Origin of the sequence: Streptomonospora litoralis (genome assembly GCF_004323735.1) — a bacterium.
Classification (GTDB): Bacteria; Actinomycetota; Actinomycetes; order Streptosporangiales; family Streptosporangiaceae; genus Streptomonospora; species Streptomonospora litoralis.
The window spans coordinates 5,687,814-5,711,938 of the sequence record NZ_CP036455.1 but is presented as its reverse complement, the minus strand read 5'-3'; the positions used below and the strand labels follow the sequence as shown (position 1 = coordinate 5,711,938).

At 71.2% G+C, this 24,125-nt stretch carries 17 protein-coding genes; 9 read left to right on the top strand and 8 right to left on the bottom strand.

Features of this window, described 5'->3' with window-relative positions; all coding sequences use genetic code 11:
- Positions 1-114: 114 nt before the first annotated feature.
- The 3 genes from murJ (EKD16_RS24400) to EKD16_RS24390 form a co-directional block, all read right to left on the bottom strand.
- Positions 115-1,899: a murein biosynthesis integral membrane protein MurJ gene (gene murJ, locus EKD16_RS24400; RefSeq protein ID WP_242677486.1), complete on the bottom strand. Its 1,785-nt coding sequence runs from the start codon at positions 1,897-1,899 to the stop codon at positions 115-117.
- Between the two features lie 187 nt (positions 1,900-2,086).
- Positions 2,087-3,865: a murein biosynthesis integral membrane protein MurJ gene (gene murJ / locus EKD16_RS24395; protein ID WP_242677155.1), complete on the bottom strand. Its 1,779-nt coding sequence runs from the start codon at positions 3,863-3,865 to the stop codon at positions 2,087-2,089.
- Between the two features lie 87 nt (positions 3,866-3,952).
- Positions 3,953-6,532 carry a DUF6049 family protein gene (locus EKD16_RS24390; RefSeq protein WP_242677154.1) on the bottom strand — a complete coding sequence of 860 codons (2,580 nt, stop codon included), beginning with the start codon at positions 6,530-6,532 and terminating at the stop codon, positions 3,953-3,955.
- A 297-nt stretch (positions 6,533-6,829) separates the two neighbouring features.
- On the opposite strand from EKD16_RS24390, the gene EKD16_RS24385 reads away from it, so the two are divergent.
- On the top strand, positions 6,830-8,365 hold the full coding sequence (locus EKD16_RS24385) for a CCA tRNA nucleotidyltransferase (protein WP_165498659.1): 1,536 nt from the start codon (positions 6,830-6,832) through the stop codon (positions 8,363-8,365).
- A gap of 121 nt (positions 8,366-8,486) precedes the next feature.
- Here EKD16_RS24385 and EKD16_RS24380 read toward each other — a convergent pair whose 3' ends face one another.
- The 4 genes from EKD16_RS24380 to EKD16_RS24360 form a co-directional block, all read right to left on the bottom strand.
- The gene (locus tag EKD16_RS24380; protein WP_131101791.1) at positions 8,487-9,791 is read right to left on the bottom strand and encodes an MFS transporter; all 1,305 of its coding nucleotides are present in this window, start codon (positions 9,789-9,791) and stop codon (positions 8,487-8,489) included.
- Between the two features lie 157 nt (positions 9,792-9,948).
- On the bottom strand, positions 9,949-10,398 hold the full coding sequence (locus EKD16_RS24375) for a hypothetical protein (RefSeq protein ID WP_131101789.1): 450 nt from the start codon (positions 10,396-10,398) through the stop codon (positions 9,949-9,951).
- Between the two features lie 583 nt (positions 10,399-10,981).
- Entirely contained in the window at positions 10,982-12,061 is a 1,080-nt protein-coding gene (locus EKD16_RS24365; protein WP_131101785.1) for an inositol-3-phosphate synthase, read from the bottom strand.
- 87 nt (positions 12,062-12,148) lie between these two features.
- Positions 12,149-12,778 carry a PadR family transcriptional regulator gene (locus tag EKD16_RS24360; protein WP_131101783.1) on the bottom strand — a complete coding sequence of 210 codons (630 nt, stop codon included), beginning with the start codon at positions 12,776-12,778 and terminating at the stop codon, positions 12,149-12,151.
- Between the two features lie 783 nt (positions 12,779-13,561).
- On the opposite strand from EKD16_RS24360, the gene EKD16_RS24355 reads away from it, so the two are divergent.
- The 7 genes from EKD16_RS24355 (at position 13,562) to EKD16_RS24325 (ending at position 20,437) form a co-directional block, all read left to right on the top strand.
- The gene (locus EKD16_RS24355) at positions 13,562-16,219 is read left to right on the top strand and encodes a transglycosylase domain-containing protein (RefSeq protein WP_131101781.1); all 2,658 of its coding nucleotides are present in this window, start codon (positions 13,562-13,564) and stop codon (positions 16,217-16,219) included.
- 57 nt (positions 16,220-16,276) lie between these two features.
- Positions 16,277-17,575 (top strand): glycosyltransferase family 87 protein, encoded by a 1,299-nt coding sequence (locus tag EKD16_RS24350; RefSeq protein ID WP_131101779.1) that lies wholly within the window; start codon positions 16,277-16,279, stop codon positions 17,573-17,575.
- Positions 17,576-17,665: 90 nt separating this feature from the next.
- Positions 17,666-17,956, top strand: a complete 291-nt coding sequence (gene rpsF / locus EKD16_RS24345; protein WP_131101777.1) for a 30S ribosomal protein S6 — start codon at positions 17,666-17,668, stop codon at positions 17,954-17,956.
- A gap of 93 nt (positions 17,957-18,049) precedes the next feature.
- On the top strand, positions 18,050-18,625 hold the full coding sequence (locus tag EKD16_RS24340; protein ID WP_131101775.1) for a single-stranded DNA-binding protein: 576 nt from the start codon (positions 18,050-18,052) through the stop codon (positions 18,623-18,625).
- A gap of 109 nt (positions 18,626-18,734) precedes the next feature.
- Positions 18,735-18,971, top strand: coding sequence for a 30S ribosomal protein S18 (gene rpsR, locus EKD16_RS24335; RefSeq protein ID WP_040273181.1), 237 nt, complete (start codon positions 18,735-18,737; stop codon positions 18,969-18,971).
- Positions 18,972-18,996: 25 nt separating this feature from the next.
- Positions 18,997-19,443 (top strand): 50S ribosomal protein L9, encoded by a 447-nt coding sequence (rplI, locus tag EKD16_RS24330; RefSeq protein ID WP_131101773.1) that lies wholly within the window; start codon positions 18,997-18,999, stop codon positions 19,441-19,443.
- Between the two features lie 175 nt (positions 19,444-19,618).
- Positions 19,619-20,437, top strand: a complete 819-nt coding sequence (locus tag EKD16_RS24325; protein ID WP_131101771.1) for a peptidoglycan recognition protein family protein — start codon at positions 19,619-19,621, stop codon at positions 20,435-20,437.
- A 17-nt stretch (positions 20,438-20,454) separates the two neighbouring features.
- Here EKD16_RS24325 and EKD16_RS24320 read toward each other — a convergent pair whose 3' ends face one another.
- Positions 20,455-21,807 (bottom strand): MATE family efflux transporter, encoded by a 1,353-nt coding sequence (locus EKD16_RS24320; RefSeq protein ID WP_131101769.1) that lies wholly within the window; start codon positions 21,805-21,807, stop codon positions 20,455-20,457.
- A 335-nt stretch (positions 21,808-22,142) separates the two neighbouring features.
- On the opposite strand from EKD16_RS24320, the gene dnaB reads away from it, so the two are divergent.
- Positions 22,143-24,104 carry a replicative DNA helicase gene (gene dnaB, locus EKD16_RS24315; RefSeq protein WP_207391398.1) on the top strand — a complete coding sequence of 654 codons (1,962 nt, stop codon included), beginning with the start codon at positions 22,143-22,145 and terminating at the stop codon, positions 24,102-24,104.
- Positions 24,105-24,125: the final 21 nt, after the last annotated feature.

The window sequence follows — 24,125 nt, the reverse complement described above, 5'->3', positions numbered from 1 at the left end:
AACTGCCGTCCCATGCTAGGACGCCCGCACGGGCCCTTCGGTGGACAGGTGTGGGCGGATGAGTGAGCATTCAGGTCCTTATGTCGATTACGCAGGGTCATGTCCGCCCGTTGATCAGCGGCGCAGCAGGCGGCTACGCACCATTTCCAAGAATGTTGTGACTTCGGTCACACCGAGGCGCTTGGCCACCAGAATGAACAGCAGTGCGCCCACTGCGCCGCCGACCGCCATGGCCAGCAGCGACGGAAACACCGTTCCCGGCAGCACGCCGACCGCCCGCACCATGGCCCAGCCGAACAGCGCACTGGGCACGGTGGCCGCGTACAGCAGCATCAGAGTGCGCAGAATGCGCCGGCCGTCCAGCCCGTTCATCCGGGCCCGCAGCCCGCGCCACGCCAGCACCGAGCCGACCGCGTAGTAGAGGCCGTAGGCGATCGGCAGCAGAACCACGACGAGCTGCGCCGGGGCCGTCAGGAGCAGGGTGATCGCCAGCGCCGCGTGCGCGGCCTCGGCCGGCAGCGCGATCAGAGAGGGGGTCCGCGTGTCGCCCAGCGCGTAGTAGACGCGCATCTGCAGCTGGAACAGCGTGAAGGGGATGAGCATCGCCGCGAACACCATCAGGATCCGGCCGATGGCGCGGGCGTCGTCGGCCGATGTGCTCCCGTTGGCGTAGATCAGCACGCAGAAGGGCACAGCGAAGACCACCATCGCCACCGACAGCGGCACGATCAGCACCGCCGACAGCCGCAGCCCCCGCGAGAAGTCGGTGCGCACCAGGTCCTTGCGCCCGTCGGCGACGTGAGCGCTCATCCGCGGCAGCAGTGCGGTGATCACCGACACCGCGATGATGGCGTAGGGCAGCTGGAACAGCATGGACGCGTACTGGTAGGCGGTGATCCCGGCCCCCGCCGCCGACTCGCCGGCCTGAGCCGCGCGCACCCCGGCCCGTGTGGCGACGTTGGTGGTCACCAGGAGACCGGTCTGGGCGACACCGACGTAGAGCATCATCCACGCGGCCGTCCGCACGGCCTCGCCCAGCCCGGAGCCGCGCAGGTCCAGCCGCGGCCGCCAGCGGAAACCCGCGGCGAACAGCGCCCACACCAGCACGGCGGCCTGCAGCACCTGTCCGAGGGTGGTCCCCAGGCCCAGCAGCGTCAGTTCCGCCTCGGTCACCGACCCGGGGGTGTTCTGGGAACCCGTGACGAGTAGGAACGCGGTCCCGACACTGATGATGACCAGGTTGTTCAGCACCGGCGCCCACATCGGGGCGCCGAACCGGTTGCGGCTGTTCAGCATGGCGCCGGCGATGCCACTGGCACCGATGAAGAAGATCTGGCCGAGCAGGAACCGGGCGAGCAGCGTGGCCGCCTCGTGCTGCGGAGTGGTGAAATCGCCTGCGTAGACACGGATCAGCGGTTCCGCCGCCGCGACGGAGACCAGCGTGATCACGGCCAGCACCGCCAGGATCACCGTGAACAGCCGCTGCTCGGTCGCCGTGCCGCCGTCGGAGTCGACCTTCTTGCGCTTGACCAGGAAGGGCACGAAGACGCTGGCCAGCAGGCCGCCGATGAGCAGGTCGTAGACGGCGAAGGGGACCATGTTGGCCGTCTGGTACGCGTCGCCCAGCAACTGAGTGCCCAACGCGGCGGCGAGCACGATGGTGCGGATAAAGCCCGTGGCGCGCGAGACGACAGTGCCGGCGGCCATCACCGCGCTGGAGCGCATCAGGTTGCCCGGTGCGGCGTGCGCCGCACCGCCGATCTCGTTGCCCGCCTCTCCGGGGCGGTCGGCGGTGCCCAGGTCGCCGTAATCGGAGGGGTCGTGGTCGGTGTGCAGGCCGGGCTCCGGCTCGGTGCCGGGCTCGGCCCGTTCCACCGCGTCGAGTGCCTCTTCGGCCATGGGGAGGCGCCGCCGGCGGGGAGCGTCGGCGGCTCCTCCAAAGACCCGGGCTCGGCCGTCGGGCCGCTCGCCGGACGGGTCGTCGGCCACCGGTTGCGTCATCTTCTGGTGCTTCCTTCAGGGCGGCGGGGAGCCGCGGGCGGGGCGAAGCGGTCGGCCGCGGTGGCAGGGGGCCGAGGGCGGCGGGTTATCTGCCCAGTCGGGCGCGCACGAGCGCCACGGCGTCGGACAGTTCCCGAACCAGCAGGCGGGCGCAGAGCAGGAACAGCAGCGCGCCCGCCAGGCAGCCGACGACCGGGGCCCCGATGTCGGTCGCGAGGCCATCGCCGACCTGGCTGGAGAACAGCCACAGGACGCCGATGCCGACGACGACGCTGGGGATCGCGGCCGCGTGCAGCCGCAACAGTGTTGCACCGATGCGTCGCCCGTCAAGCCCGCCGAGTCGGCGGCTGAGGATGAACCCGGCGATCACCGACCCCGAGAGGAACGACAGCATGAACCCGGCGGCGACCCCGATCACGACGACGTCGGGCGGCAGCAGACGAAACGCCGTGTAGGCCAGCACACCGTGCACGGTCACGTTCGCGATGCTGATCAGGGCGGGCGTGCGCGTGTCGCTCATCGCGTAGAAGACCCGCAGCATCAGCTGGAAGACGGTGAACGGCACCAGCCCCAGCGCCATTGCGCACAGCACGGCGCCGATGTTGGCCGCGTCCTGGGCGGAGGTGTTGCCGCGCGCGAAGACGAGGGTGGCCACCGGTACCGCGTAGATCGCCAGCGCGAGGCCCAGCGGAACGAGCACCAGGGCCGACATCCGCAGCGTGCGGGAGAACCCGTCGCGGACCTCGGACCAGCGCTGCTCGGCGGCGTGGGCGCTCATCCGCGGCAGCAGCACCGTGATCAGAGAGACCGCGATGATGGCGTAGGGCAGTTGGAAGAGCGTGTAGGCGAAGTTGTAGGCCGTCAGCCCGGCGCCGACGTCGTAGCCGCCGCTGGCGCTGGCGGCGCCGGCGCGGTTGACCGCGTTGGCGGTGATCAGCAGGCCGATCTGGGTCATCACGGTGTAGACGAACATCCAGCCTGCGGTGCGCAGCGCCTCTCCCAGGCCGGAGCCGCGCAGGTCCAACCGGGGCCGCCAGCGGAAGCCGGCGCGCCACAGCGCCGCGATCAGGACGACCGCCTGCACGGCCATGCCGGTCGAGGTGCCGGCGCCCAGCAGCACCAGCTCCCCCTGTGTCACGGTGTCGACGGTCCGCCCGGCGCCCGCCACCACCAGGAACAGCGCCCCGACGGCGATGATGACGAGGTTGTTCAGCACGGGTGCCCACACGGGCGCGCCGAACCGGTTGCGGGTGTTGAGCATGCCGCTGATCAGGCCGCTCAGCCCCACGAAGAAGATCTGGGCGAGCAGGAAGCGCGCCAGGTACACCGAAACCTCGGACTGGCGGGGTGCGGAGTCGCCGAGGTAGAGGCCGATGAGCGGTTCGGCGGCCAGGATCGCCGCCGTCGTCACCGCGAGGAGCACCAGCACGGCGGAGGTGAACAGCCGGTTCTCGGTCTTCACGCCGCCGTCGGCGTCGCGCATGCGCCGCTTGACGAGCAGCGGCACCAGGACGCTGGCGATGAGCCCGCCGATGAGCAGGTCGTTGATGATGAAGGGGATGGTCTGCGCGGTCTGGTAGGCGTCGCCGAGCAGCTGGGTGCCCAGGGCAGCGGCGATGACCACGGCCTTCACGAATCCGGTGACGCGGGAGACCATGGTGCCCGCGGCCATGATCGCGCTGGAGCGCATCATGCCCCCGGAGCCGCCGTCCTCCTCCGGCTGCGCGGACTCCTGCGCCTCGGCGTCGGCGGAGTCCTCCGCGGGCTGCGCCGCTGCGTACCCCCCGTCCCGGGCGGCCGCGTCGGCGGGGTCGCGGCCGGCGGCAGGGGGTTCGTCGCTGCCGTTGGTGGTCTCGGTGGCCACAGACGGCTCCCTTCGAAATACGTGGCTCGGCGAGGCGAAGCTCGGAGTTCGGCGATCGGCGTCGCGGTCCGGACTGCTCGACCGCCGCTAGCGTTCGGCGCCGGTGCCGCCGGAGGAGTCCTCGCCCTGGGCCGGCGGCGCGGAGGGGGAATCGGAGCCGGAGCCGGTCGGCGGGGCGCTCGCGGATCCCTCCTCATTGTGCTGCATACCGGCGTCCGGGCCCGACCACTCGCCCTGCGCGCCGCCGCGGTCGTCCGCCGGTTCGGGTGACCCGGTCGTGCCGCGGTCCCCGCCGTCCTCGTCGTCGCCCTCGCCCCCTGGGGGGCCGGCCGCAGCGGTGGCCGCGGCGCCGCCCGCGCGGTTGCGCGCCCACTTGCGCAGGGCGCGCGGCGCCAGCGCGACGACGAGCACGAGAGCGCCGAGCCCGCTGATCACCAGAGCCTGCATCCCCATCCCCGTGGCGTGCACCGGCAGGTACTGCTCGTCGGAGATCGGCTCCCCGTTGAGGTTGTGCAGGTTCATCTGGATCATCGTGCGGCCGTTGACCCGCGCGGTCAGCTCCACGTAGACGGTGGTCTTGCCGCCGGGGCCGATCTCGATGGCGTCCTGGTAGTTGCCGATGGACAGGCGTTCGGGGTTGCCCGACAGCATGGACAGGTTGACCCGCACCGTCTGGTCCTGCAGGTCGTTGGCGATGAGGACGGCGATGGTCCCGGTCGTGCTGGCCAGTGTCACGGGTTCGGTCGGGATGATGTGGACCTTGTCCATGTCCCGTTCGACCGCCTGGCGCACCAGGGCGCGCGCAGGGGAGGAGAGGTCGTCCTCCCGGCGCCAGGCGGCCGACTCCAGCCGCAGGATCGCCGGGCGGAAGGGGTCCTCGCCGTCGACGAGGACGCTGTTGAACAGCCGGACCCGGCTGCGCACGTCCTTGACCTTCTCCAGGTAGGACTTGTCGAGTTCGGACCGCGTAGCGCGCTCGGGGTAGACGAGGTCCTTGCGGGCGTCGCCGGACGAGGAGTCGTCCGGTTCGACCCCGGCCAGCTCGACCGGGTCGAGCCAGGGCAGCGACCGGCTGGAGTCCAGCAGGCCGCGGGCGAAGTCCGCGCTGGGGTTCCAGTCGGCGGGCGGGTAGGCGAGGAGGGTGCGCGGAGTCCCGGGCGACTCGGCGGCGATCATGGCGGTCTCGGCGGCGAAGCGCTGCTGGGCCAGGGCCGCCTCTCCGGGGCCGTCGGCCTCCTGGCGCAGCACCTGGGCGAGTCCGCTGTCGGCGACCAGCGCGGTGCCCTTCTCGCCCTTGCCCAGCGACACCGGAGCCTGCGCTGTGGGCGTGTACCCCAGCCCGGACTCGGCGGGCATGGCGGCCTCACGCAGCAGGAACGTGCTGGCACCGTGGCGCTGGTAGAACTCGCGGGTGGGGGTGTTCAGCAGGCCGCCCCGGGGCACGGCGACGGTCTCGTCGGCGGTGCGCTGCAGCACCCGCTCGACCGCCTCGCGGCCCAGTTCGACCGACGCGTCGGCGTCGTCGGAGAGCCCGTGGCGCAGCAGGGCGGCGATGTCGGCGGAGGCGTAGGGCGCGGCCGCCAGGGAGTCCTCCGCCAGCGCCGCGCGGGCCTGGTCGAGCCAGATGCCGGCCTCGGGACTGGCCTGCGCGGAGGTGGTGGCGATCCCGGCGTCGTCCTCGGCGGCGCCGCCCGCGCCCTGCCCCGATCCGGTCGCCGAACGCGGCTCCTCCACGAGCCGGTGTGGCGAGGTGAGCCGGTCGATGTCGGCCAGCAGCCCGGGGTCGACGACCCACGTGAGGGGGACCCCGGTGTCCTCGTCCGAGGGGCCGCGCTGCGACCCGTCCTGCGCGCCGGCCTGCGAATCGGCCCCGGCGGTCGCGGAGGCGTCCTCGGCGGCCGCGGAAGCGGCGGCAGACGGGGTCTCGGACGGAGTCTGCGACGGGGTGAGCGGCGACGGGGAGGTCTCTTCGGCGGGGTCCTCGGGCTCCAGGCTCACTCGCTCGTCCTGGGCGCCGATCGTCAGCAGCCGGCCGAGCCGCCCATCGGGGCCAAGGCTCCGGGTCAGCGAGTCGCCGAGGAACGTGTCTTCGTCGGCGCGCTGGGGCCGGTCCATCAGCGGCCACACCCAGGCGATGTCGAGGGTCTCCGGCGCCGAGCCGCCGCGGTAGGGCAGGAAGGTCCGCTGCCGGCCGATCTCGCCGCCGGATCCGTCGGAAGCCTCCACCACCAGGGGGTAGACACCCCAGGAGGAGAGCGACAACTCGGCGGCATCGGCGCGCAGCGTGTACTCGGCCGAGTCGCCGGGGGCCAGCGGCTCGTCCAGTTCGACCTCGGCCGCCTCGATGCCGGGCCGTACGCCGTCGCCCGAGGTGAACTCGCCGAGTTCGGAGCGCTCGTCGAACGCGTACGCCGAATAGCTGAACCGTACGGTGACCTCGTCGATCCTGCTGCCGGTGGTGTTGGTGACCTCGCCGCGGATCCGGATCCGGCTGTCGTCCCCGATGGATTTCGGCGTGATCTCCTCGACGACCAGCGGGGCGTTTTCGGTGCCCTCCTCGTCGGCGGCGGTGGCGACCGGCGCCTGGGCAGGGGTGAATCCGGCCAGAGCCGGGACGATGGCGGCGGTCGTGGCCACGACCGCGCCGATGTGGACGATACGACGCACGCCAGAAGGTCTTCCGTGTCAGGTTGACAGTGGCCCGCGGGGGATTGGAACGGAGATGTTGGACGCCGCGGTCTCGCGAGTCACGCGCACGCCCGCCCGGATCAAGCGGGTGTAGCGGCGGACTGCTGAGAACGATACCGCCTCACCGCCCGCGCTCCGATGCATTACGGGCAGGGCGGAAAGTATGGGAGCCCTGTCCCAGACCCCGTGCAGGATTGCCCGCGGGCGCGATCGTCCCTGTACGGCGGGCTGGGGCCGATTCGCATCACTCGGAGACGCCACCTACTCTCTGGTGGTGTGCCGAACACAGCGTTTCCAGGTGAATCCCCTCGCGAGCCCGCGGACAGGAGTGTGCCGACCGCAGCCGGCGAGCTCACCGACCAGCAGCGGGCGGCGATAGCCGAACTCTTCGGCTCCATCGGTTCCGTCGCCGAGGAGCTGGGGGAGCGGTTCGCCGCGGGCGGGCACGAGCTCGCGCTGGTAGGCGGTCCCGTCCGCGACGCCCTGCTGGGCCGCGCGGTGCACGACTTCGACCTGACCACCGACGCCGTCCCGCAGACGATCCTCTCGCTGGTCGAGGGCTGGGCCGACGCCGTGTGGACAGTGGGGATCGACTTCGGCACGGTCGGGCTGCGCAAGGGCGGCCTTCAGCTGGAGATCACCACCTACCGCAGCGAGTCCTACCAGCCCAAGTCCCGCAAGCCCGAGGTGAACTACGGCGATTCGCTGCACGACGACCTGCTGCGCCGCGACTTCACCGTCAACGCCATGGCGGTGCGGCTGCCCGAGCGCGAGTTCGTCGACCCCTTCGGCGGGCTGGCCGACCTCGTGCTTGCCGGGCGGCTGCGCACTCCCGGCAAGCCTGAGGACTCCTTCAGTGACGACCCGCTGCGCATCATGCGCGCGGTCCGCTTCGCGGCCCAGCTCGGCCTCACGCCCGCCGCGGAGGTGCGCGAGGCGGCCGCCGCCATGGCCGACCGGCTGACGATCGTCTCGGCCGAACGGGTCCGCGACGAGCTCACCAAGCTGATGCTCAGCAGCGCCCCCCGCACGGGGGTGGAGTTGATGGTCGACCTCGGCCTCGCCGCCCACGTGCTGCCCGAGATCCCGCGCATGCGCCTGGAGATCGACGAGCACCACCGGCACAAGGACGTCTACGACCACTCGCTCACCGTGCTCGACCAGGCGATCGAGCTGGAAGGCAAGCGCGGAATGGAGCCCGATCTCGTGCTGCGGCTGGCGGCGCTGCTGCACGACATCGGCAAGCCCAAGACCCGGGCCTTCGAGGCAGGTGGCCGCGTCACCTTCCACCACCACGAGGTGGTGGGCGCCTCGATGAGCAAGAACCGGCTCAGCGCGCTGCGGTTCTCCAAGGACGTCGTCGCCGACGTCGGCAAGCTGGTGGCCCTGCACCTGCGCTTCCACGGCTACGGCAAGGGCGAGTGGACCGACTCGGCGGTGCGGCGCTACGCGCGCGACGCCGGCGACCAGCTGCAGCGGCTGCACGTCCTCACCCGGGCCGACTGCACCACCCGCAACCGCCGCAAGGCGGCCGCGCTGGCCCGCGCCTACGACGACATCGAGCGCCGGATCGAGCGCCTCGCCGAGGAGGAGGAGCTCGACAAGGTCCGCCCCGACCTCGACGGCAACGAGATCCAGCAGATCCTCGACATCGGCCCCGGCCCGATGATCGGCAAGGCGTGGCGGTTCCTGCTGGAGCTGCGCCTGGAGAACGGCCCGATGGGCAAGGACGCGGCGGCGGCCGAGCTGCGCGCCTGGGCCGAACGCCACCTCGGCGAATCGGGCGGCTCCGGCACGCAGGAGGGCGAGTAGGGCACCGGCCGGCCTCCCGGGGCCGCAGGGCGCGTCCCCGGGCCGCATACCGGCATGTCCGCATGTCGCCGCATCGCCACAGCGCCATGTCGACACCGCGCTTCGGCTCCTCGCGGCCGCCTCACTCCCCGCTGCGGGCCGCGTCGGCCCCCGCGCGGCGCCGGACGCGGGCGCGCACCGTCCAGCAGGCCGCCATCACCGCGTAGCCGGCGGCGAGGGCGGCGACGGTTCCGGCGCTGACCCCTGACGGCGGCACCGCTACCGCGGCCACGGCGGCTCCGGCGACGAAGGCGGCGTTGAAGAGCATGTCGTAGACCGAGAAGACCCGCCCCCGGAAGGCGTCGTCGACATGTCGCTGGACCAGCGTGTCGACACTCACCTTCACGCCCTGTGACACGACCCCCAGCGCGAATGCCGCCGCTGGGAAGAGGACGGCGGAGAACGGCAGGCCGAATCCCACCAGTGCCGTACATCCACCGCCCAGTAGCAGCGCGATCCAGGCGTCGGCGGGGACCCGGGCCGTGGCCCAGGGCGTCGACACCGCGCCGGCGAAGAACCCGGCGGCCGAGGCCGCCAGCGCCACGGAGAACCCGGCGAACCCGGCCACGCCGCCGGCGGTGAAGGTGTTGTTGTAGAGCAGCAGCGTGACCAGCGTCGCGACGCCGTAGCCGAGGCGGTGACCGGCGATGGTGGCGAGCCCGTAGCGCGCCGGGCGCCGGTGCCAGATGTGGCGCGCCCCGTCGGCCAGGCCCACCGCGACGTTGCGTACCGCGGTCCGGACGCGGTCGGTCTGCTCGGCGAGGTCGGGGCCCAGTTCCGCCCGGCCGAGCGTGAGTGCCGCGGGCGCGGCCAGCGCCATCGCCACTCCCGCTCCGAACAGGATCAGCGCGGTGCCCGTGTGCCCGCCGCCGCCGAGCAGGCGCAGTCCCGCACCGACACCCGCACCGAGGAAGGCGGCGAAGGTGCCGCACGTCGGGGTGACGGCGTTGGCCATCATGAGCTTGTGCCGCGGCACCACGTGCGGCAGCGCCGCGGAGAGCGCGGCCAGCACGAAGCGGTTCACGCTGAGCAGGGCGAGGGCACCGGCGTAGAAGGCGGCACCGTCGGAGCCCGACCACACCAGCGCGGCGGTTCCGGCCGCCAGCAGCCCCTTGGCGAGGGTCGACGCGACCAGGACTTGTCGACGTGACCACCTGTCGATAAGGACACCGGCGAAGGGGCCGACGGCGGAGAACGGCAGCAGTAGGACGGCGAACGCCGCGGCGACCTCGGCCGCGGTGGTTTGCTGCTCGGGCGCGAAGAAGACGTATCCCGCCAGTCCGGCCTGGTAGACGCCGTCGCCGAACTGGGAGACCAGCCGGGTGGCGAACAGGCGGCGGAACCGCGGTCCCCGAAGCACGTCGCGCAGATCGCGGTAGAAGGACACCGGTCAACCCTATGGCTGCCCGGACGCCGCGGACGCACCGCGGCTCGGCCGCCGAAGCCGGCACGGGCGCGGTGCCGGGCGCGGGCGACGTTCCACGTGAAACAGCGGCGGCCGGACGGTTGCGCGCGTCCGGCCGCCGCTGTGCGGCGCAGGTCTCCTACTGGCGCTGGATGATGCCCGACGACGTGCTTTCACTGCCGTCCTGCATGGTGCTGACGACCACGATTTCGAGACCGTCGTCGCCGGCGGGCGTCAGCGTGACTGCGCCGTTGTCGACGCAGTCGGGGTCGTCGGCCACCGAGTAGGCGAACCGCAGGTTCTCCCGAGTAAGTGTGGTGTCGGCGATCTCCCAGGTGCAGCGGCCGTCCTCGGTTCCTGTGAGGCCGTACTCCTCACCCGCGATCCGCTCGCCGTCGATCTCCAGGGTGAGCGACCAGGTGCCCATGGAGTTGCCGCCGGCGTCGTACTGTTCGAGCGAGCCGTCCCAGGTGCCCTGGTAGCGCTCCAGCGAGCCGCCGCCTTGGCCGGCGGAGCCCGAGGACCCCGAAGAGCCCCCGTTCGACGTGCCGAGGAGCCAGAACCCGACCCCGCCCAACACGACGAGCACGGCGATGCAGACGGCGACGATGACCAGGATGAGCCCGACGTTGCGGCCGCCCCCGGGCGGCCGTCCACCGGGCGGCGGGGGGAAGGGGTTCTGGGGCGCGCCGCCTGGATGCCCGCCCGGTGGTGCGCCCGGACCGCCCGGAGGGCCGTATCCGGGTCCGCTCGGCGGCGGCCCGTATCCAGGGCCGGGTCCGCTCGGCGGCGGCCCGTATCCAGGGCCGGGTCCGCTCGGCGGCGGCCCGTATCCGGGGCCGGGACCGCCGGGAGGCTGCTGTCCGGGGTACTGAGGACCGCCGGCTCCCGGGGGAGGTTGCTGCCACGGACCCTGGGGTCCCTGGTGTCCCGGGGGAGCGGACCAGCCGGGGTCCTGGGGGTAGCTCATCGAGGCTCCTTGCCCTGCACGGGCGATCTGCCCGGGTCGGCTTCGGTCGGAAGGCCATTATGACGTCCGCGGCGGCCGGCCGATCCCCGGCGGCCGACCCCGGCCGCATCCAGGCGTCCCCGCCCACGGCCGAGCGGCCGCCTCGCGCGAGCGGTACCCCGCTGGCGAACGGATCCGCGTGAGGCGGCGGCGCGACCGCGGCTCAGCGGTCGATTTCGCCCGCGATGAAGCGCTCGACCATCGCGTGGCCGTCGCTGTCGCTGTGCTGGACGGGCGGCGACTTCATGAAGTAGGAGGAGGCCGACAGGATGGGGCCGCCGATTCCGCGGTCCTTGGCGATCTTCGCCGCGCGGATGGCGTCGATGATGATCCCGGCGGAGTTGGGGGAATCCCACACCTCCAGCTTGTACTCCAGGTTCACCGGCGCGTCGCCGAAGGCGCGGCCCTCCAGGCGGATGTAGGCCCACTTGCGGTCGTCCAGCCACGGCACATGGTCCGAGGGGCCGATGTGTACCGACCCGGCCTTGAGTTCGTGCGGGATCTGCGAGGTGACCGACTGCGTCTTGGAAACCTTCTTGGACTCCAGCCGCTCGCGCTCCAGCATGTTCATGAAGTCCATGTTCCCGCCGAAGTTGAGCTGGTAGGTGCGGTCCACGACGACCCCGCGGTCCTCGAAGAGCTTGGACAGCACCCGGTGCGTTATGGTCGCCCCGACCTGGGACTTGATGTCGTCGCCCACGATGGGCACGCCGGCCTCGGTGAACTTGTCGGCCCACTCGGGGTCGGAGGCGATGAAGACCGGGAGCGCGTTGACGAACGCCACGCCGGCGTCCACGGCGCACTGGGCGTAGAAGCGGTCGGCCTCCTCCGAGCCCACGGGGAGATAGGAGACGAGCACGTCGGCGCGGGCGGCCTTGAGCGCGGCGACCACGTCGACCGCGTCCTCGGTGGACTCCTCGATGGTCTCGCGGTAGTACTGCCCCAGCCCGTCGAAGGTGGGGCCGCGCTGCACCGTCACTCCGGTGGGTGCGACGTCGCAGATCTTCATCGTGTTGTTCTCGCTGGCGCTGATGGCGTCGGCGAGGTCGTGGCCGACCTTCTTCGCGTCGACGTCGAACGCCGCGACGAACTCCACATCGCGCACGTGGTAGGAGCCGAACTGCACATGCATGAGGCCGGGGACCCGGGACTCGGGGTCGGCGTCTGAGTAGTAGTGGACGCCCTGGACGAGCGACGCCGCACAGTTTCCGACACCGACGACGGCTACGCGTACCGAACCCATTGGTCCTTGCTCCTTTTTCGTTGCTGATCGGGATGTTCGCGGCGCGCCGGGGAAAGCGCGCCGAGCTGCGGCGACTGGGCCGCCCGGCTAGCGCCGGCTGTCGGTGTGCGGCGGAGCACCCCTGTTCAGGGGGACGCCTCCGCCGATGGTCGCATCGGTGCCCGACGGCTTCTCCGCGCACCGCCGCTCCCGGCGGATGAGGCCGTCGAGCCAGTCGACCTCGCTCTCGATCGCCGCTGCCCGATGGCGGTTCAATTCAACGGTGTAGGGGTCGCCCGGCTGGTCGTCCAGGCGTTGCCGCAGGGTGGAGAGCCGCTCCAGCAGCCGCGTGCGCCGACCGTCGAGGATACGCAGCCGCACCTCTGAGCGGGTGCGGCCGAACAGGGTGAAGTGCACCCCGAAGCACTCGTCGTCGGTGGCCGCGGGCGTGCTCTCGGCGAGGAGTGCGTGCAGCCGGTCGCGTCCGTGTTCGGTGAGCCGGTACACGATCCGCGAGCGGCGCCCCCGCGCGGCGGACGTATCGCCCGGTGCGGAGACGGACACGAGGTCGTCGCGCAGCATCGCCTTCAGACACGGGTAGAGGGAGCCGTAGGAGAAGGCGTGGAACGCACCGAGTTCGGAGTTGAGGCGTTTGCGCAGTTCGTAGCCGTGCATCGGGGCAGCGGCGAGGTGTCCGAGAACGGCGAGTTCCAGCACGCGGGCCCGCCCTGAGCTCATCACCGCACCTCCTGCTTCGTCGCGCCTATGGGAGTCAGCCCCGCCGGGGCCGGATCTGTTCCCGCCCGCGCGGCGATGCGGCGAGTCCGGGCGGCATCTGCCCGACTGCGGGCTTCCTGGAAAGATGGGTCCGATGGGTGGTTTATCTACGTATGACTATATCGCGTCGATATAACGCAACCCCATGTTGACTATCTAACACCGCATGCTGAGTCCGCAGTCCGCCCGGTGTCCGAGATACATGGCGGGCGACCTGGAGGTATGCACCCGGTGGCAGCCCTCGGGCGCGTTCGGACCCGCGCCGCGGCGCGGGCACCGTAGTCTGTCGTCCGTGCACACGGCGTAGTCGCCGATTCCGGGCCTGCGCCGCCGGACCGCTACGCTCACGCCCGGGTTGTGCTATGCGGCGGCATCGCTCTACCGTGACGGGTGCTTTACCCGTGGGGCCCGATGCGCCCGTGGTCCACCCCCGTGAACGCGGACCCGGGCCGAGGAAGGCGAGCGCGTCGAGTGCGGCTGTGACGGCCGACACCCGACCAGGGCCCCACCACGGGGTTCTTGCCTAGAGGTCGCCGACAGGAGGAAGCAGAGGACGGCGTTTCCGGCGCGGTCGAAAACCAACCGCGACAGTCGGGCGTCCCATAAATCGGACGCTGGAACCCCCGAAACCGATTGGTGCGGTTCGAACCGTCGGCCGGAATCGCCTTCGCGCAGGGTCACCCATCCCCCTTCCCCTACCCGAGTCGTAAGGCCGATCGGCCGCTGAACAGCAATCGAGGACGCGTGAGTACCGAAAGACGACGGAATGCCGGCGGGCGCCGCCGGGCCGGTGGCCCGGCCGGCGGCGCGCACGGCGACGGCGGCAGGCGCCGGGCCGGCGGCCCGGCGGGGGACGAACGCGCCGGCGGCCGGCGCAGGCCTGACCGGGACGACACCGCCGGCTACTGGGACGGCGGCGGAGGCGGCGGTGGCGGTCGCGGCCGCCCCGGCCCCGCCGACGGCGACGGCTTCTGGGACGACGACCGCCCCGCCCGACGCAGCCGCCCCGAGCCGGGCGACGCCCGCCGGCGCCGCCCCGAGCCCGGCAGGCAGAGCGGCCAACGGCGCGCCGCGGCAGGCGGCGCCAGATCCGAGGCCGGCCCCGGCGGACCCGGCCGCCGGGCCGCGCACGGCTCGGGTGGCCGCCGCAGGGCCGCACGGGACGACGACCACGACGAGTTCGACGACCGCGGCCCCGTCAAGCGCTTCTTCGCCAAGGCGTGGAAGCCCGCCGTCATCGCCTGCAGCCTGATGTTCATCACCGGCGTGGCGGTGCTGGGCATCGCCTACGCCAGCACGCCGGATCCCCGCACGATCGACGAGCAGGACAGGGCGATGCTCGCGGCCACCAGCATCAACTACGCCAACGGCAAAGAGGCGGTCACCACCGGCGAGGTCAACCGCGTCATGATCAAAGAAGGCGAGGAGATTCCGCAGCCCGTCGTCAACGGCGTCCTCGCCGCCGAGCAGCGCAACTTCTACGAGGAGCCGGGCATCTCCATATCCGGCACCGCGCGCGCCGTGCTGACGCTGGGCTCGGCCGGCGGCGGTTCCACCATCACGCAGCAGATGGCGCGCAACTACTACGACATCCTCTCCCAGGAGCGCACCTACACCCGCAAGCTGCGCGAGATCATGATCGCGATCAAGGCGGGCCAGGTCATGGCCCCCGATGAGATCCTGAAGAAGTACCTCAACACGATCTACTTCGGCCGCCAGGCGTACGGGGTCCAGGCCGCCGCGCAGGCGTACTTCGGCAAGGACGTGCAGGACCTCAACGCGGCCGAGGGCGTGTTCATCGGCTCCATCATCCAGCAGCCGGGCAACTTCGAGAACATCGAGAAGGGCTCGGAGATGGAGGAGATCCTCAAGGAGCGCTGGGACTACACCCGCGACGGCCTGGTCGAAATGCACCAGAACAACCCCGAACTGGGCATGACGAAGGCGAAGGCCAACGAGCTGGAGTTCCCCGAAACGGTCCCTTACGACCCCGGCCTGGAGGTGCAGGGCCAGGAGGGCTATATCAAGACGGCCGTCCTCAACGAGCTGGCCAACCGGTACGGGCTGGAGCCCGGCCAGGTGCAGACCGGCGGCTACACGGTCGAGACCTCCCTCGACCCCAAGCTGATGAAGGAGGCCGCTAAGGCCTTCTCCGAGACTCTGCCCGACATGCCGAAGGAGACCGTCCAGGGCCTCGTCTCGGTCAAGCCGCAGACGGGCGAGATCAAGGCGTTCTACGGCGGCACGGACTGGACGAAGGACCCCAACAACTCGCTTCGGCTCGACGCGCAGGCCGGTTCGGCGTTCAAGCCCTACGTCCTCGCGACCGGACTGGAGCAGGGGATCGGGTTGAAGAGCGAGTTCAACGGCGACTCCCCGCAGGAGTTCCCGGGTGTCGGTGAGTCGATCCAGAACGACAGCAACGTCGACCACGGCCAAGTGAACCTCGTCGAGTCGACCGCGGACTCGATCAACACCAGCTTCGTGCAGCTGGCGATCGAGACCACTCCGCAGGCGGTGCGCGACACCGCGGCCGCGGCCGGCGTCAGCGAGGACCAGTTCGAGACCGCGCAGCTGGGGCCCAACATCGCGCTGGGCACCTACCGCGTCTCCGCGCTCGACCAGGCGGCCGGGTTCGCCACGTTCGCCAACGGCGGCGTGCACATGCCCCAGCACATGATCACCAAGGTCACCAACGCCGAGGGAGACGTGGTCGAGCCCGAGGACGCCGCCAAGCTGGAGTCGGGCACGCAGGCGTTCAGCCGGCAGACCGCGATCGACGCCACTTACGCGATGACCCAGGTGGTCGAGAACGGCGGTGGCGAATCGGCCGCGCTGCCCGACGGCCGCCCGGTGGCCGGCAAGACCGGTACCTCCAACAGCGCCAAGTCGGCGTGGTTCGTCGGGTTCACCCCGCAGCTCTCCACGGCGGTCGGGCTGAGCCGCGACGACGGCAAGAAGCTGGTCATCCCCGGCGTCGAGGCGATCTACGGTGGTACGACCTCCGCCAAGATCTGGAAGACGTACATGACCGAGGCGATGAAGGGCAAGGAGGTCATGCGCTTCGAGGACCCGGTCTACTCGGGCAGCGCGAAGCGCTACGGGCCGACGCCCACGCCGGAGGCCACGCCGACCCAGGAGGAGCCGAGCGAGGAGCCGGACGAGACGATTACGCCGACCGCGCCTGAGTCGCCGACTCAGCAGACCGAGGATCCGACGGAGACCGCGACTCCGCCGTGCCGCCCGGACAATTTCTGGGAGGACTGCGAGCCCACCACGCCGGGCACGCCGACCGGGGAGCCCACGGGCGGCGAGCCGGGCGAGGGCGGCAACGGCAACGGCAACAACGGCGGCAACAACGAGGACGACAACGACAACGGAATCCAGCTGGGCGGCTTCTAGGTGACTGTGACGCCCGAACCGCGGGCCGGCGGCGATCTCGCCGCCGGCCCGCGGCGTATGCCCCACGACACAGGGCGGACGGGACTGTGGCTGGTCGTCCTCGGTGCCGTCGGCGCCGTGCTGGCCTACCTCGCGAAGTGGCCGTGCCGCTTCGGCGGCGCGTGGATCGAGGGCGGCCAGTACACCTACGCCTGCTACAGCGACATCTTCCCGCTGTACTACCGGGACGAGCTCGGCACCGGCGCCGTGCCCTACCTCGACGTCCAGACCGAGTACCCCGTACTGACCGGCGGCCTGCACTACTTGGCGGCGCGCGCCGTCGCGTGGCTGCCCGACAGCGCCCGAGGTTTCGCCTACTTCGACGTCACCGCCGCGGTACTGGGCTGCTGCCTGGTCGTCGCGGTGGTGGGCACCGGACACATCGCGGGCCGCGGCGGGCTCGCCGCCGCGGGCGGCGATTTCCACCCCCGCGCGGCTCTGCTCGCCGGCGGGTTCGTCGCGCTGGCGCCGTCTGCGGTGCTGACCGGCCTGATCAACTGGGACCTGCTGGCGGTGGCGCTGCTGGTCGGCGGCCTGCTCTGCTACGCCCGCGGCCGGATGTGGGCCGCCGGAGCGCTGATCGGGTTGGCGACGGCCGCGAAGTTCTACCCGTTCCTGGTGCTGGGACCGCTCTTCGTGCTGGCGCTGCGGGAGCTGTGGCGCAAGGAGGGCGGGCTGCCGCTGTCCGGCTTCCTGCGCACCCTCGGCGGGGCGGTGGCCGCGTGGGCCGCGGTGAACCTGCCGGTCGTGCTGGCCGCGCCGGACAACTGGGCGACGTTCTTCACCTTCAGCCGGGAGCGCGGCGCCGACTGGGGGTCGCTCTATTACGCGCTGGGCGGCTTCGGCCTGTTCGATTCCGGCGACCTGGACCTGGTCAACGCCACGGGTACGGGCTCACTGCTGGTCGCCTGCGCGGCGATCGCGCTGCTGGGGGTGCTGGCGCGCCGGAGGCCGCCGCTGGAGCAGCTGGTGTTCCTGGTGGTGGCCGCCTTCCTGATGACGAACAAGGTGTGGTCACCGCAGTTCGTGCTGTGGCTGCTGCCTCTGGCCGTCCTCGCCTGGCCGCGTACGGTGCGCCCGGCCGTGCCGGTCGCGCTCTTCGCTCTGTGGCAGGTGGCCGAGGTCTGCTATTTCTTCGGCATCTGGCAGCACCTGCTGTTCGTCACCCAGCAGAGCGACCCCGCGGTAGCCGGGCCGCCGGCGGGTCTGGCCTTCGAGGGCTACGCGCTGGTCCTGCTGGGGCGGCTGTGCGCGGTCGCTGCCCTGTGCGTCCTCACGGTTGTGGATTGCCTGCGGAAGGGCGATTCAGGGCCTTGACGGCTGGTAACCTTGGCTTTCGTCTGGCTCAATGCCCTCCTGCCATGGAGAGACCATGGCCGCGACAGTCCAGAGGAGGTACGAACGCCCATGCGTCGTTACGAAGTGATGGTCATCCTCGACCCCAGCCTCGATGAGCGCACGGTGTCCCCGTCGCTGGAGCAGTTCCTGGGGGTCGTCCGCAACGACGGCGGCACGGTCGAGAAGGTCGACGTCTGGGGCAAGCGCCGGCTTGCCTACGACATCGCCAAGAACAGCGACGGCATCTACGCGGTGATCGACCTGTCCGCCGAGCCCGCGACGGTCAAGGAGCTCGACCGCCAGCTCGGCCTCACCGAGGCCGTGCTGCGCACGAAGGTCCTGCGCCCCTCGGCGCACTGAGGCCCGGGGCCCCCGACCGCGACCACCGGCGTCCGCTGCATCGGCGTTCTGCGCCCGCACGCCTGATCCGACTACCCATCCCGGAGCCAATCCATGGCAGGCGAAACCCAGATCACGCTCGTCGGCAACCTCGTCGACGATCCGGAACTGCGATTCACCCCCAGCGGTGCCGCGGTCGCCAACTTCCGCGTCGCCTCGACCCCGCGCATCTTCGACCGGCAGAGCGGCGAGTGGCGCGACGGCGAGTCGATGTTCCTCACCTGCTCCGTCTGGCGGCAGTACGCGGAGAACGTCGCCGAGAGCCTGCAGCGCGGCATGCGCGTCATCGTGCAGGGCCGGCTCAAGCAGCGCTCGTTCGAGACCAAGGAAGGCGAGAAGCGCACCGTCTTCGAGATCGACGTCGACGAGGTCGGCCCCGCGCTGCGCAGCGCCACCGCCAAGGTGACCAAGGTGCAGCGCCAGGGCGGCCAAGGCGGCGGTTTCGGCGGTGGCGGAGGTTACGGCGGCGGTCAAGGCGGCGGCCAGGGCGGTGGCTACGGCAACCAGGGGGGCGGCTTCGGCGGCTCCCAGGGCGGCCGTTCCGGCCCTCCGGCCGACGACCCGTGGGCGACCGGTGGCGGTGGCGGCGGCTTCGGCGGCGGAGGCTTCTCCGACGAGCCTCCGTTCTAGACCGCCGCATTACCACGTCGGCAGCGCGCCCGTGTGGCCGCGCATGTCTGAAACCCTGTCCGATTGACCATCCCCGGGACATCCGGGGCTCTTGCAAAGGAGCACCACGATGGCGAAGCCGGCAGCGCGCAAGCCCAAGAAGAAGGTTTGCCTGTTCTGTCAGGAAAAGCTGACCTACATCGACTACAAGGACACCACGCTGCTGCGTAAGTTCATCTCCGACCGCGGCAAGATCCGCGCTCGTCGGGTGACCGGCAACTGCACGCAGCATCAGCGCGATGTCGCCACGGCGATCAAGAACGCCCGCGAGATGGCGCTGCTGCCCTACACCAGCACCGCTCGCTAACGGGGATTTTCGAGGGAGGTTTGTCGTGAAGCTGATTCTGACCCAAGAGGTCACCGGCCTCGGCGCCCCGGGCGACGTCGTCGAGGTGAGGGACGGCTACGGCCGCAACTACCTGCTGCCGCGCGGCTTCGCCATCCGGTGGACCCGCGGCGGCCAGAAGCAGATCGACTCGATCCGCCGCGCCCGCGACGCTCGGGAGATCCGCAACCTGGAGGACGCCCAGCAGGTCGCCGGTCGGCTGAACGCCATGCGCGTCCGGCTCGACCAGCGTGCCGGCGACGGCGGCCGCCTGTTCGGCTCGGTCACCGCCGCCGACGTCGCCCAGGCCGTGAAGTCGGCCGGCGGCCCCGAGGTCGACAAGCGCCGGATCGAGATCCGCAACCCGATCAAGTCCGTCGGCGACCACAAGGTGCAGATCCGCCTGCACCCCGAGGTGTCGGCCACCATCGCGGTGCAGGTCGTCGGCGTCTGAGCACAGCTGCCCAGCAGCGCCGCAGGCCCCGGTTCCCGTTGGGAGCCGGGGCCTTTTCGTGCGTCCACGCGGTGCAGGACACGACACGCCCACTGCTTTTAGTAACGCTTTAGCCGCAAAGAGTGACTTATCTTGTCCTGTGGGCCTGTAACTCCACAGGAAGGGTGGGGCCGGTATGTCCAGTCATCACGGTGACAGGGCGGACACGGGCGTTGCACGGCGAAGTGTCCTGCACGGGGCCGCGTTGGCGGCCGGCGGGGTGCTTCTCGGCGGTGCGATCGACCTGGCTTCCGCCGAGGACGCACTCGCATTACCCCGGCCGCGGATCTACCACCGCGGCGAATGGAACGCCCGCAAGCCGAAGCGTTGGGCGACGGTGCTGGGCGCGCCGCCCGACCGGATCGTCGTGCACCACACCGCCACCGGGAACAGCTCCGACCGCTCCCGGAACCACGCGTTCCGGCTGTCGCGTTCGATTCAGAACTACCACATGGACAGCAACGGCTGGGACGACACCGGCCAGCAGCTCACCATCAGCCGCGGCGGCCACGTTATGGAGGGCCGCAACCGCTCGCTGAAGGCGATCACGCACGACAACCACGTCGTCGGCGCGCATACGGCCAACCACAACTCGCACTCCATCGGTATCGAGAACGAGGGCAACTACATGTCGGCGACGCCGCCGCGGGACCTGATGAGCGCGCTCGTCGAGACCTGCGCGTGGCTGTGCCTGGCCTACGGCCTCAACCCGGCGCGGGCGATCGTCGGCCACCGCGACTACAACGCCACCAGTTGCCCGGGCGACAAGCTCTACGGCATGCTGCCGCGGCTGCGCGGCGACGTCGGGTCCAGGATGCGCAGCCTTCAGGCGCGGGTGGTGCTGCGCGACGACGCCGTACCCGAGTCGCACCTGCCCACCTATCCCGAGGTCCCGGCCACCGAGCGGAGGGCGCTGTTCTACCACGGTCCCGCGGTGAGCCCCGAGGACCGCTGAGGGCGAGGCCGCCGGGGTCAAGGCCGGGCAGCCCCGGCGACCAGCCAGGCTCCGCTGCGTGCCCGCAGCGCAAGCGTCGCGCCGCGGGCCGTCATCCACACCGCGAACGCGCACCACAGGCCGACCAGTCCGGCTTGGGCGTCGTCGGCCAGGCAGAACCGCACAGCGGCGGCGAAGGGCAGGAAGACCAGCATCGTCCAGAAGCTCGCCCAGGCCAGGTAGCGCTGGTCGCCGGCGCCCATCAGGATGCCGTCGAGCACCATCACCACCCCGGACAGCGGCTGCATCAGCGCGACCACCACGAGCGCCCCGAGCAGCAGGCGGTGTACCTGGGCATCGTCGGTGAACAGCAGCGGGGCCCACGGCCGCGCCGCGAACACCACCGCCGTGAACACCAGCCCCGCGAAGACGCCCCATTCGACCATGCGTCGGGTGGCGGCGCGGGCGCCCGAGACGTCGGACGAACCGAGGTAGCGGCCGATGATCGCCTGCCCGGCGATGGCGATGGCGTCCATCGCGAACACCAGCAGCGACCAGATCTGCGTCGCGACCTGGTGCGCGGCGATCTCGGGGTCGCCCAGCCGGGCGGCGACCGCGGTGCACACCACCAGCACGACGCGCAGCGACACGGTGCGCACGAACAGCGCGAACCCCGCTCCGGCGGCCGAGCGCAGCCCCGCCGCGCTGGGTGCGGGAGAGACGCCGTGCCGTCGGGCGGCGCGCCAGACGACGGCCACGTAGACCGCGGCGCCGGTGTTCTGGGCGGCGACGGTGGCCCACGCCGATCCCGCGATGCCCCAGTCCAATACCAGGACGAGGAGGGCGGCCAGCCCGATGTTGGCCAGGTTCGCGCCGACCGACACGGCCAGCGGGGTGGTGGCGTCCTGCAGCCCGCGCAGCACGCCGGTGCCGGCCATGATGATCAGCAGGCCGGGGGCGCTGAGCAGGCTGATCCGCAGGTAGATCAGTGCGTGCGGGGCGACGTCGGGGGAGGCGCCGAGCGCCTGCACCAGCCAGGGGGCGGCGGGCATCCCGATCGCGAGGATGGCCGCGCCGATGAGCACCGCCAGCCACAGCCCGTCGATACCGCTGCGCAGTCCCGCGGCCGTCTCCCCGGCACCGAAGCGGCGGGCCACCGCCGAGGTGGTGCCGTAGGCCAGGAAGATGCACAGGTTGGCCAGGGTCATCAGCACCTGTCCCGCCACACCGAGCCCGCCGAGCTCCGCCGTGCCCAGGGTGCCGACGATCGCGGAGTCGCTGAGCAGGAAGAGCGGCTCGGAGACGAGTGCGAAGAACGTGGGGACCGCGAGGCGGAAGATCTCCCGGTCGTGGGCGTGGCGGAAGGGCGGCGCGGAGAGGAGTCGGGGCATGGCCTTGCAACGATAGCGGACAGGTGTTCGACTGGTTGACCGGGGGTTATCCACCAATCGGGGGAAGCTTGTGGATAACTTGTGGAAAGCGAATGGAGAAATTTCTTCCACGCACAGCCGGTGCATAAAGTCTGCGCAGGTCACACAGGATATCTGCACGGCGCGCACAAGTTATCCACAGGCACTGTGCACAAGCTATCCGCAGGATCTCCCCAGTCGTCCACAGGTTCTCCCCAGCGATGTCCACAGGCTGCTTTGCGCTGCGGGTCCTCGAGTAGCGACAATCCAAGCTCGGGCATGCTGGACATGCCGATCGTGAAGCAGGGGGAATCCACGTGAGCGTCGCCGAACACCCGCCGGACGACACCGGCACCGGCTTCGAGCGCACACCGCCGCACGACATCATGGCCGAGCAGAGCGTGCTCGGCGGCATGCTGCTGTCCAAGGAGGCCATCACCCAGGTGGTCGAGATCGTGCGGTCCGCCGACTTCTACCGGCCGGCCCACCAGACGGTCTTCGACGTCGCCGTCGACCTGTTCTCCCGCGGCGAGCCGGTGGACGCCATCTCGGTCAACGCCGAACTGACCAAGCGCGGCGAGATCGCGCGGGTCGGGGGAGCGCCGTACCTGCACACGCTCACCGAGTCCATCCCCACGGCCGCGAACGCCGGCTACTACGCGCGCATCGTCTCCGACCGGGCGGTGCTGCGGCGCCTCGTCGAGGCGGGCACCCGCATCGCCCAGATCGGCTACTCCGGCGACGGCGAAGTCGACGACCTGGTCGACCACGCCCAAGCCGAGATCTACCGGGTCGCCGAGCGCCGTACCGGCGAGGACTACCTGCCGCTGAGCGACATCATGCCCGGCGCGCTGGACGAGATCGAGGCGATCTCCTCCCACGACGGCTCCATGACCGGTGTGCCCACCGGATTCACCGACTTCGACCAGCTCTCCAACGGGCTGCACCCGGGCCAGATGGTCATCATCGCGGCGCGCCCGGCGGTGGGCAAGGCGCTGGCGCTGGACACCCCGCTGCCGACACCCCGGGGATGGACCACGATGGGCGCGGTGGCCGAGGGCGACGAGCTGGTGGCCGCCGACGGCTCGCCCACCCGGGTGGCCGCCGCCACCGAGGTCATGCACGGGCGGCCCTGCTACGAACTGCGCTTTGCAGACGGAACGCGCGTGGTGGCCGACGCACAGCACCAGTGGCCGACGGCGTACCGGGCCGGCGGTGGGGCGCTGGTCCACAGCCTGCGGACGACGGGCGAAATCGCCGCCGCCCTGGAAGCCGCGGCCGCCGAGCCCGCGGGCACCGTCGTCGCGGCACCCGGAACCGACCCGGCGCGGCGGAGGTCCGGCTCGCCCGACCGGGCGGCCGTCGGGCGGCGCGAAGGCGCCTCGGCGGCGGTCCCGGCGGCGGCCGCCGCAGTCGGTCCCCAGCCTGTGGACGGCGCCGCGGCTGCGGAGTACCCCGATTGCCCCGAGTACCTCCACGAGCCGCACCGCATCGTCGCCGCCCGGCGCGTGCCCAGCGTCCCGGTGCGCTGCGTCCAGGTCGACCACCCCGACCACCTGTACCTGGCCACGCGGGCGCGCATCCCCACACACAACTCCACCCTCGCCCTGGACTTCGCCCGCGCGGCCTCCATCAAGAACCAGCTCACCAGCGTGTTCTTCAGCCTGGAGATGGGCCGCAACGAGATCGTCATGCGCCTGCTCTCCGCGGAGGCGCGGGTGCCGCTGCACACGATGCGCTCGGGCCTGATGACCGACGACGACTGGGCCCGCCTCGCCCGCCGCATGGGCGAGGTCGCCGGCGCGCCGCTGTTCATCGACGACTCGCCGAACCTCTCGATGATGGAGATCCGCGCGAAGTGCCGGCGCCTGAAGCAGCAGCACGACCTGAAACTGATCATCGTCGACTACCTGCAGCTGATGAGCTCCGCCGGCCGCGTGGAGAGCCGCCAGCAGGAGGTCTCCGAGATGTCGCGGTCCCTCAAGCTCCTCGCCAAGGAGCTGGACGTGCCGGTGATCGCGCTCTCCCAGCTCAACCGCGGTCCAGAGCAGAGAACGGACAAAAAACCCCAAGTTAGCGATCTTCGTGAATCGGGCAGCATTGAGCAGGATGCGGACATGGTCATCCTGCTCTACCGCGAGGACGTCCACGAAAAGGAGTCCCCCCGTGCGGGCGAAGCCGACCTGATCGTGGCCAAGCACCGCAACGGCCCCACCGCCACGGTCACCGTCGCGTTCCAGGGCCACTACAGTCGCTTCGTCGACATGGCACCGGGGTGATTCGTCGACATGGCGCGATTC

Bases quoted from the DNA above. Each gene is read 5' to 3' on its own strand.
- rpsF (WP_131101777.1), top strand. From the start codon at position 17,666: ATGCGTCGTTACGAAGTGATGGTCATCCTCGACCCCAGCCTCGATGAG.
- murJ (WP_242677486.1), bottom strand. From the start codon at position 1,899: ATGGCCGAAGAGGCACTCGACGCGGTGGAACGGGCCGAGCCCGGCACC.
- EKD16_RS24350 (WP_131101779.1), top strand. From the start codon at position 16,277: ATGCCCCACGACACAGGGCGGACGGGACTGTGGCTGGTCGTCCTCGGT.
- rpsR (WP_040273181.1), top strand. From the start codon at position 18,735: ATGGCGAAGCCGGCAGCGCGCAAGCCCAAGAAGAAGGTTTGCCTGTTC.
- EKD16_RS24340 (WP_131101775.1), top strand. From the start codon at position 18,050: ATGGCAGGCGAAACCCAGATCACGCTCGTCGGCAACCTCGTCGACGAT.
- EKD16_RS24325 (WP_131101771.1), top strand. From the start codon at position 19,619: ATGTCCAGTCATCACGGTGACAGGGCGGACACGGGCGTTGCACGGCGA.
- EKD16_RS24360 (WP_131101783.1), bottom strand. From the start codon at position 12,778: ATGAGCTCAGGGCGGGCCCGCGTGCTGGAACTCGCCGTTCTCGGACAC.
- EKD16_RS24365 (WP_131101785.1), bottom strand. From the start codon at position 12,061: ATGGGTTCGGTACGCGTAGCCGTCGTCGGTGTCGGAAACTGTGCGGCG.
- EKD16_RS24320 (WP_131101769.1), bottom strand. From the start codon at position 21,807: ATGCCCCGACTCCTCTCCGCGCCGCCCTTCCGCCACGCCCACGACCGG.